This window comes from Mesorhizobium sp. Cs1321R2N1 (genome assembly GCF_037179725.1).
Lineage (GTDB): Bacteria > Pseudomonadota > Alphaproteobacteria > Rhizobiales > Rhizobiaceae > Mesorhizobium > Mesorhizobium salmacidum.
Genome location: NZ_JAPYKP010000205.1, coordinates 1 through 7,405 on the forward strand (window position 1 = coordinate 1; position 7,405 = coordinate 7,405).

The following is a 7,405-nucleotide window of genomic DNA, read 5'->3' on the forward strand; positions in this document are numbered from 1 at the left end:
TGGCGCACGAAGTCGACGCGGGCGCCGTCCCAGTGATAACTGTAATGGCGGCCCTGGACCGGGACAGCGATGACGTCGGGCCAGAAGATGCCGATGCACTCTCCTTCCGCCATGCGCACGCTGTCCCACACCAGCCCATCGCTGCCGGCGGCCCGCAACGCCCGCCCTTCCGCCTGCGACGCGGCGTAGTCGTCCGGGTCGAGCACGCCGGGCACGGCGTTGACGTCGTCGAGGTCGCGGTCGACGCTGCCGATCAGCACGCGGAAATCGGCCGTCCAGCCGGGCGCCTCATTGGTGGCGCGCATGAATTTCTGGTGATGGTGGATGGTTTCGGCCAGCGCCACGTCCTCGCTGTCGCCGGCATAATAGATACCGTAGCTGCCGTCCGAGAAGCGGCCGGGCCGTAAGGTCGAGCAATGCACGAAAGGCGCCATGACGAAACTGGCGCCGGGGCCGGAAACACGCCTTGCGGCCGGCACCTTGCCGAGATCGCCGAGCTCGAGCCGGATGCGCGGGTTGGTCTTCTCCTCGACGGCGGCCAGCGCCTCCCAGTCGCGCGGGTCAGCGATGTCCTCGAACAGGTCGATCGGCGGATGGATGGAGCGGATGATGCGATAGGTCTGGGGCCAGTGGACGCGGCGCCGGACCGCAAGTCCACTCACCATGCACCACGCTCCGCGTCGAGCCATTCACGCATCGCCGCGAGATCGGAAATGTCGCCGCGCAGCATCAGGTCGAGCGCGGATTGCCCGCCGAAGGCGGCATTGGGCTTGCGGATCCAGGCATAGCCGCGCGCCGGCTCGGTGAAGAGGTAGCGCAGCCCCTTGTGGATGCCCATCAGATGGGCCATGCGGGTGCGCAGGTCGCGGTCGATGCGGCCGATGCCGCCTTCCTTCCATCGTGCCCAGGTGCGCGCCGAGATGCCGCCAAGCAGGACGCAGGCCTCGAAGTCGCTGAGATTCCAGGCCTTGAAGAGATTGACCGTGGTCCGCGCCAAGGCGCCCGCCTCCTCATCCGAAATGGCTGAGCCGACCGTGGCCGGCGTGGTGACGATGGACTGAAGCTGCATGTTTAGACCTCGCTAATGGCAGATATATAGCATGTATCTGCCAATTGGCAAGGTGCAGAGCTCGATGCAAGACATTCAAGGCGCTATCTCTGTTGGCAGAGTATCCGTTTCGGCTTTGCTAACCCACCTCTCCGCATGGGTGCGAGGAATCAGGTTTCTGCTCGCGTTACGCCGCCCTACGAGGCCCCGCTCCGACTGGACTGATCTCGAAAAAGAACCGTAGCAGGTCACCGCCTCTTGGTTCCGGGTCGCCGGCTTAGAAAACGTGGCCAAAATAAATATCTTCTCGCTTTGTTCACGTTTTCATCCTATATTTGCGGATGTCTAATGCGCGATTCTCCCTCATGCGCATATCTGTTGGTGTTTATGAGCACAACAAAGCTGAAGCCCACGCATGCCGCAAGGCGCGTAATCGGCGCATTTGCCGAGGATGTAGCTCGCAAACTTAGTTTTGGGCCTGGCGATGCGATCCAGCCGCTGATTAAACGCCTTGGCGGGCAGATTATAGTCAAGAACCCCGTTAGTTATACCGATCGTCAACCTGAATCGATAAGGGTCCGCGGTGCTAACGATTTTACTATTTACGTCCCAGGTATGACTTCTCTAGAGCGCGATAGGTTCACCATCGCGCACGAGCTCGGTCATCTGCTTCTCCATTATCCGCTGTTTGCAAAAGAGCACTCTGGCCAAGAGATGATAGCAACCCGGTGGGTCGATGAATCTGACAAGGAACAACAACGAGCAGAATGGGAAGCCAACTGGTTTGCCGCCGCCTTTCTGATGGGCAGCCAAGCATTCCGCAAGGCTTACGAGGCGGCAAACAAAAACGTCCAAGCAGTTGCAATAGAATTTGGCGTTAGTGTCGCCGCCGCCGAGGTCAGGGTCAAAACTCTCGGGCTTGCATGACTCGGAAGTGCCCAGAATATCGCTTACGGCTTTTTTTATCGGTAGACCTCGTAGGGTCGACCGCATTCAAAGCACGAAAATCGGATCCTAATTCGTCCGCTGAAGCTGCCTCGCCAAATCCAGCCTGGGTAGATGAAATAAGACGCTTTTACCATGGCTTTCCAAATGAGGTTAGCCGCGCCTATGATAATATTGAAAAGCCAACCGACTGGACTAATATCTCCGCCCCTAAGGTTTGGAAGACCGTAGGCGACGAGATTATTTTCTGCTGCCGCCTCGATAATTTCGATCATTTGGCGATATCAATCAGGGCGTTTATTACAGCTCTGGGACGATATGGTGAGTATCTTGAAAGCAGAGATAAGCCTACGCTAGATGTTAAAGGCTGCGGCTGGGTAGCCGCATTTCCGTACCCTAATGTTACAGTCAAGGTGTTCAACCCGGCTGATGGTGAGACACCGCAATCGCTCCCCGTTGAGGATGTCGAGGCTGCCGCAGACGCAGAGCCTACCGCTTATGATTTTCTTGGGAAGGAAATTGATTCCGGCTTTAGAATGGGAAAACATTGCTCTGCCAACAGCTTCGCAATGTCTATTCAAATGGCGTGGCTTTTGGCCAAATATGGGGATGCGAAACCGTTGGACGGCATTAGGTTTTCGTATGCTGGTCGCCAAGTATTGAAGGGCGTCATAGGAGATCGCCCATATCCGCTGCTGTCAATCGACGTCGAACGTAGCGCGACGCGGCGAAAAGTTAGACATTTCGAGCGCGCCATCGGGGGGACGGAAAACTTCTCGACGCGATCGACGTATTCAGTTTCGCAGACGCGTTTATCGCCGACGAGGGGATTGAGCCGGTTTACCTTCGGGTGAATTGTTCGGACACCTCCCCGCCGATTTTGCCTAATGAATATCTGGCCTTCAAAGGCACCTGGGACTCGATCAACCTCGAACTTACCAAGCGAGAAAGCAACGAGTTCTCGGCCGCTGAGCAAGTTGATGGCCAAGACGACAAACAAGAACTTGGTTCTTTGATCGAAAATGCTGCCAGCACCATCGAATGGGGCACGCTAGCGGCACGCGTTAAAGAGTCGTTCTCGGGGACCTCGGAAGCGTTCAGGCGGTTCCAAAAGGCTCTAAACGACCCGGAGTACCGACGAAATTTAGCGCAAGCGCTAGAGAAAACCCCACGTATTAGCGAATTATATGCTGACCCGCAACGTCGCAGGGCAGTAGAGGAAGCAGCCAAAAACGTAAAAAAGACCATCCGCAGTCAACAATCGCGACGAGCGAAAGAACCGCCCAACAAAGATTCTGGCGAAAACGACGACCAAGATGAATCTAAGTGAGCGGCCTAACACAGGGTGTAGCAGTGTACTAGCGCGACGCGGCCTCCTCTGCCGACCCCAAGTAACGACGTTTACTCCGCCGCCTCATACCCCGCGATGCCCTTGATCTCGAGGAAATCCTCGAGCCCGTATTCGGCGTATTCGCGGCCGTTGCCGGACTGCTTGTAGCCGCCGAAGGGCAGGCCGGCGTCCCATTGGGGATAGTTGATGTAGACATTGCCCGAGCGCATGCGCGCGGCCACGTCGCGCGCCTTCTGCAGGTCCTTGGCCTGGATGTAGGAGGCAAGGCCATAGACGGTGTCGTTGGCCTGTTCGACCGCCTGTTCGACCGTGTCGTAGGGCAGGATCGCCAGCACCGGCCCAAAAACCTCTTCGCGCGCGATGCGCATGTCGTGGGTGACGTCGGCGAAAACGGTCGGCCTGACATAGTAGCCGCGGTTGAGTTCGGCCGGGCGTCCGGGGCCGCCGGCGACCAGCGTCGCACCCTCGTCGATGCCGCTCTGGATCAGGTCCTGGATCTTGTCGAACTGGACCTGGCTGACGACTGGGCCGAGCTTGGTGTTGGCGCCATCGGCCGGGCCGACGGTGAACTTTTCAGCCGCCACCTTGGCATATCCGGCGGCCTCGTCGTGGCGGTCGCGCGGCACGAACATGCGCGTCGGCGCGTTGCAGGACTGGCCGCTGTTGCTGAAGCAGCCGGCGACGCCCTTGCTGACGGCAGTGGCGAGATCGACATCCGGGAACAGGATGTTGGCCGATTTGCCGCCAAGCTCCTGATGCACGCGCTTGACCGTGTCGGCCGCGGCCTTGGCCACCAATATGCCAGCCCGCGTCGAACCGGTGAACGACATCATGTCGATGTCGGGGTGGCTGGACAGCGCCTGGCCGACTCCGGGGCCATCGCCATTGACGAGGTTGAACACGCCCTTCGGCACGCCAGCCTCGTCGATGATCTCGGCGAAGATGATGGCATCGAGCGGCGCGATTTCTGACGGCTTCAGCACCATGGTGCAGCCGGCCGCGAGCGCCGGACCGACCTTGCAGGTGATCTGGTTCAGCGGCCAGTTCCACGGCGTGATCAGGCCGACGACGCCGATCGGCTCCTTGACCACGAGGTGGTTGCCCTTGACGTGGCGGAACTGGAAATTCTTCAGCGTCTCGACCATCTTGGTCAGATGCGCCAGGCCGATGCCGACCTGGCTGTCGAGCGCCATCTGGCGCGGCGCGCCCATCTCGCGCGACACGGCCAGCGCCAGGTCCTTGCTGCGCTTCTTGTAGACCTCGATGACGCGGCTGAGGACGTCGAGGCGCTCCTCGACCGAGGTGAAGCCATAAGTGTCGAAGGCGCGCTTGGCAGCGGCCACCGCCTTATCGACATCGGCCTTGGAGCCGAGCGAGATCTGCGCGAAGACATCCTCATTCGACGGATCGACGACGTCGAGCGTGTTGGGCACGACGGGATCGACCCATGCGCCATCGATATAGAACTGCAGATTGTGTGACATGGGTTTCTCCTGGAGTGTGCCGCATGGCCGGGCGGGCCGTCATATCGGGCGCGAAATAACGATGCGCAAACGGCGCTGTCAAACGCAACCCCCGAAGCGATTGACCCAGCGCGCCACTGGTTGAGCCAGCGCGCCAATCGTTGATCAACGGCCGGCGATGAGCGGACTATAGCAGCGTATGCCCGGCTTCGCGCAGAAAGCCTCTCGCCGCGGGCTCGTCCGCCGCTTTCACCAGCAGGTGGTCGCCATCGAAGGTCGATACCAGGAAGATGCCCAAACCGTTTTCCGACAGCGGCTTTATGACCGACAGCACAATGCCGGTTTCGTCGAACGCAAAGGGGCCCTGCAATTTGAAGGCGACCCAGTCGCGATCGTGCTTGACGGCATCCGGCACGCGATCCTGGAGGCAGGTGATCGAGAGCTCGTCATCGGTTCTGGTGATGCTGACGAAGCCCGGTCCTTCAGCCCAGGCAGGAATGCCGTCATCGGCTTGAAGCCGCGAAATCGCATAGAGGCCAGTGAGCTGCTTAAGCCTGATCCTGGCAGTCATCCTCACGCTCCGATTGGCGGGCATCCAACTGGCCGCTTGCTCATATAGACCGTCGTTCCGTTCATAAACGGCTCCTCCCGATCGATCGTGTAGCCAAGCTTGCGATAGAGCGACACATTGGCTTCGAAGGCGCCGTTGGTCAACAGGCGGAGCTCCGGGCGTCCCGCCTCGCGCGCCTTGGTTTCCGCACGCTCCAGCAGCAGCCGGCCGATGCCCCTGCCCTGCGCCTCCGGCGCGACGCAGACATTCTCGATCCACAGGTGATCGTCGGCCAGCATGGTCTCGATCATGCCGACAATGCGGTCCTCCGCGACGGCGAGCTCGAACTGGTGTTCGGCAATCGCCTTGTCGTAATCGGCACGCATCGGCAGCGGCTCGCGGCCGATCACCGGCACCCATCTGGCATAGGCGGCGCGCACGATGTCGCGGATCGCGGCGGCGTCGGCAGGCTCGGCCGGGCGAAACCGGATGGAAGAATTGGCAATCATCACAAGGCTCCAGGCATGAAAAAAGCCCGCCGGCGTTTTTCACGGGCGGGCTGTGGGAAACGAAGCGGATCTATAAAGCCGGTCTTCCTCGTCGCGCAATCAGCGTGCCCTTCCGCGCGGTGCGGGGGCGGCGTCGCTTGGTGTCGGCGGGCGCGAGAACGAACATGGCGGCAAGCTGGAGCAGCAACCGTCATGCGTCAAGGCACCGTCTGGCCCGGTCGTTGGGCCAGCCGCCGCCAGGCGACGCCGGCCTTCCCGCCGCTGGTCGATGCCTTCGCCGGTAAAGCGCTGGATTGTATCCGTGTCCGTTCTATCTTCCCGATCGGGCGTTCTAGCAACGGAGCCATCGCCGTGAGCGAAACCGATCTCTATCGAGGCTATATCGACTGTCTCAACAACCAGGATTGGCAAAGGCTGCATCGCTTCGTCCATGACGAGGTGCATTACAATGGCGACCGGGTTGGACTGTCGGGCTACCGCGACATGCTGGAGCGGGATTATCGCGAAATCCCGGACCTCTATTTCGACGTCCAGCTGTTGATCTCCGACCCGCCATTCATAGCCAGCCGCCTCCAGTTCAACTGCACGCCCAAGGGAACTTTCCTCGGCCTGCCCATCAACGGCAGGAAAGTCTCCTTCAGCGAGAACGTCTTCTATGAATTCCTGAACGACAGGATCAGGAACGTCTGGTCGGTGATCGACAAGGCGGCGATCGACGCCCAGCTGTAGGCTCGGCCTCTTCGCTGCTCGATCCGGGTGCGGCAGCCTTTCGACACAAGCAAAATCGTTCGGAAAACTCGATCATTCTAACGAAAATAATTCGTTGGAATGATTGGTCATGAAACGGCATTTCTCCGTTGTACTCGCTTGGAGAATTGCATTGCCTTCCCTGACCCGCGTCGCGAACGATATTCCGAAAAGCACGATTTCCGTCGATCTGGCGCAGGGCCGCAAGCGCCTTGATTCCCTTTGGAACGGCATCATCCCCGGCATCATGCTGGTGGCGATGATCACCGCCGTCGCCTTTTCGGCCCGCAATGTCTCCGGCTTCGCCTTGTTCAGCCCGATGATCCTGGCCGTCGTCGCCGGCATGGTCTATTCCAACGTGCTCGGTACCCCGGCGCATGCCAAGGCCGGCATCGCCTTCTCGCAAAAGCGCCTTTTGCGCTTCGCCATCGTGCTGCTCGGTTTCCAGCTGACGCTCGGCCAGGTCGTCTCGATCGGCGCCGGCGGCGTCGGCATCGTGGCGCTGACCCTGGGCGCCACCTTCCTCTTCACCATCACGCTCGGCCGGCTGATCGGCGTCGATGCCAAACTGGCGCAGCTGATCGCCGCGGGCACCTCGATCTGCGGCGCCTCGGCGATTGTCGCCACCAACATCGTCACCGATGCGCGCGACGAGGACGTTACCTACGCCGTCGCCTCGATCACCTTGTTCGGCACCGTCGCCATGCTCGGCTTCCCGCTGCTGGCGCCGCTGCTCGGCCTCGACCAGCACGCTTTCGGCCTGTGGGCGGGCGCCTCGGTCCATGAGGTGGC

Annotated in this window: 10 protein-coding genes; 5 read left to right on the plus strand and 5 right to left on the minus strand. The window is 60.4% G+C overall.

What is annotated here, in order from left to right:
* Together O7A61_RS29840 and O7A61_RS29845 are read right to left on the minus strand one after the other, a co-directional pair.
* A partial coding sequence (locus O7A61_RS29840) for an RES family NAD+ phosphorylase (protein WP_337132806.1) occupies nt 1-665 on the minus strand: 665 nt, incomplete at its 3' end.
* Nucleotides 659-1,069 carry an MbcA/ParS/Xre antitoxin family protein gene (locus tag O7A61_RS29845; RefSeq protein WP_027146278.1) on the minus strand — a complete coding sequence of 137 codons (411 nt, stop codon included), beginning with the start codon at nt 1,067-1,069 and terminating at the stop codon, nt 659-661. The genes O7A61_RS29840 and O7A61_RS29845, both read right to left, overlap by 7 nt.
* Nucleotides 1,070-1,396: 327 nt before the next feature.
* On the opposite strand from O7A61_RS29845, the gene O7A61_RS29850 reads away from it, so the two are divergent.
* Genes O7A61_RS29850 through O7A61_RS29860 form a run of 3 tightly spaced genes read left to right on the plus strand, consistent with a single transcriptional unit; the run spans nt 1,397 to nt 3,323 of the window.
* Nucleotides 1,397-1,975 (plus strand): ImmA/IrrE family metallo-endopeptidase, encoded by a 579-nt coding sequence (locus tag O7A61_RS29850; RefSeq protein WP_337132808.1) that lies wholly within the window; start codon nt 1,397-1,399, stop codon nt 1,973-1,975.
* Nucleotides 1,972-2,847, plus strand: coding sequence for a hypothetical protein (locus O7A61_RS29855; RefSeq protein WP_337132809.1), 876 nt, complete (start codon nt 1,972-1,974; stop codon nt 2,845-2,847). Before O7A61_RS29850 ends, O7A61_RS29855 begins: the two co-directional genes overlap by 4 nt.
* Nucleotides 2,844-3,323: a hypothetical protein gene (locus tag O7A61_RS29860; protein WP_337132810.1), complete on the plus strand. Its 480-nt coding sequence runs from the start codon at nt 2,844-2,846 to the stop codon at nt 3,321-3,323. The genes O7A61_RS29855 and O7A61_RS29860 overlap by 4 nt, the downstream gene beginning before the upstream one ends.
* A 71-nt stretch (nt 3,324-3,394) precedes the next feature.
* Here O7A61_RS29860 and O7A61_RS29865 read toward each other — a convergent pair whose 3' ends face one another.
* The 3 genes from O7A61_RS29865 to O7A61_RS29875 all read right to left on the minus strand — a co-directional run bounded on the left by O7A61_RS29865 (nt 3,395) and on the right by O7A61_RS29875 (nt 5,866).
* On the minus strand, nt 3,395-4,828 hold the full coding sequence (locus O7A61_RS29865) for an aldehyde dehydrogenase family protein (RefSeq protein ID WP_337132812.1): 1,434 nt from the start codon (nt 4,826-4,828) through the stop codon (nt 3,395-3,397).
* Between the two features lie 166 nt (nt 4,829-4,994).
* Nucleotides 4,995-5,378: an ACT domain-containing protein gene (locus O7A61_RS29870; RefSeq protein ID WP_337132813.1), complete on the minus strand. Its 384-nt coding sequence runs from the start codon at nt 5,376-5,378 to the stop codon at nt 4,995-4,997.
* Nucleotides 5,379-5,380: 2 nt separating this feature from the next.
* A complete protein-coding gene (locus O7A61_RS29875) occupies nt 5,381-5,866 on the minus strand; it encodes a GNAT family N-acetyltransferase (RefSeq protein ID WP_337132814.1) in 486 nt (161 codons plus the stop codon).
* A 351-nt stretch (nt 5,867-6,217) separates the two neighbouring features.
* On the opposite strand from O7A61_RS29875, the gene O7A61_RS29880 reads away from it, so the two are divergent.
* Complete coding sequence (locus tag O7A61_RS29880; RefSeq protein WP_337132816.1) at nt 6,218-6,595, plus strand: ester cyclase; 378 nt, start codon at nt 6,218-6,220, stop codon at nt 6,593-6,595.
* Between the two features lie 151 nt (nt 6,596-6,746).
* Nucleotides 6,747-7,405, plus strand: a 659-nt coding sequence (locus O7A61_RS29885) for a YeiH family protein (protein ID WP_337132815.1), incomplete at its 3' end; no start/stop codon positions are given.

Coding starts and splice junctions, on each gene's coding strand:
- O7A61_RS29845 (WP_027146278.1), bottom strand. CDS start 1,069: ATGCAGCTTCAGTCCATCGTCACCACGCCGGCCACGGTCGGCTCAGCC.
- O7A61_RS29850 (WP_337132808.1), top strand. CDS start 1,397: ATGCGCGATTCTCCCTCATGCGCATATCTGTTGGTGTTTATGAGCACA.
- O7A61_RS29855 (WP_337132809.1), top strand. CDS start 1,972: ATGACTCGGAAGTGCCCAGAATATCGCTTACGGCTTTTTTTATCGGTA.
- O7A61_RS29865 (WP_337132812.1), bottom strand. CDS start 4,828: ATGTCACACAATCTGCAGTTCTATATCGATGGCGCATGGGTCGATCCC.
- O7A61_RS29870 (WP_337132813.1), bottom strand. CDS start 5,378: ATGACTGCCAGGATCAGGCTTAAGCAGCTCACTGGCCTCTATGCGATT.
- O7A61_RS29875 (WP_337132814.1), bottom strand. CDS start 5,866: ATGATTGCCAATTCTTCCATCCGGTTTCGCCCGGCCGAGCCTGCCGAC.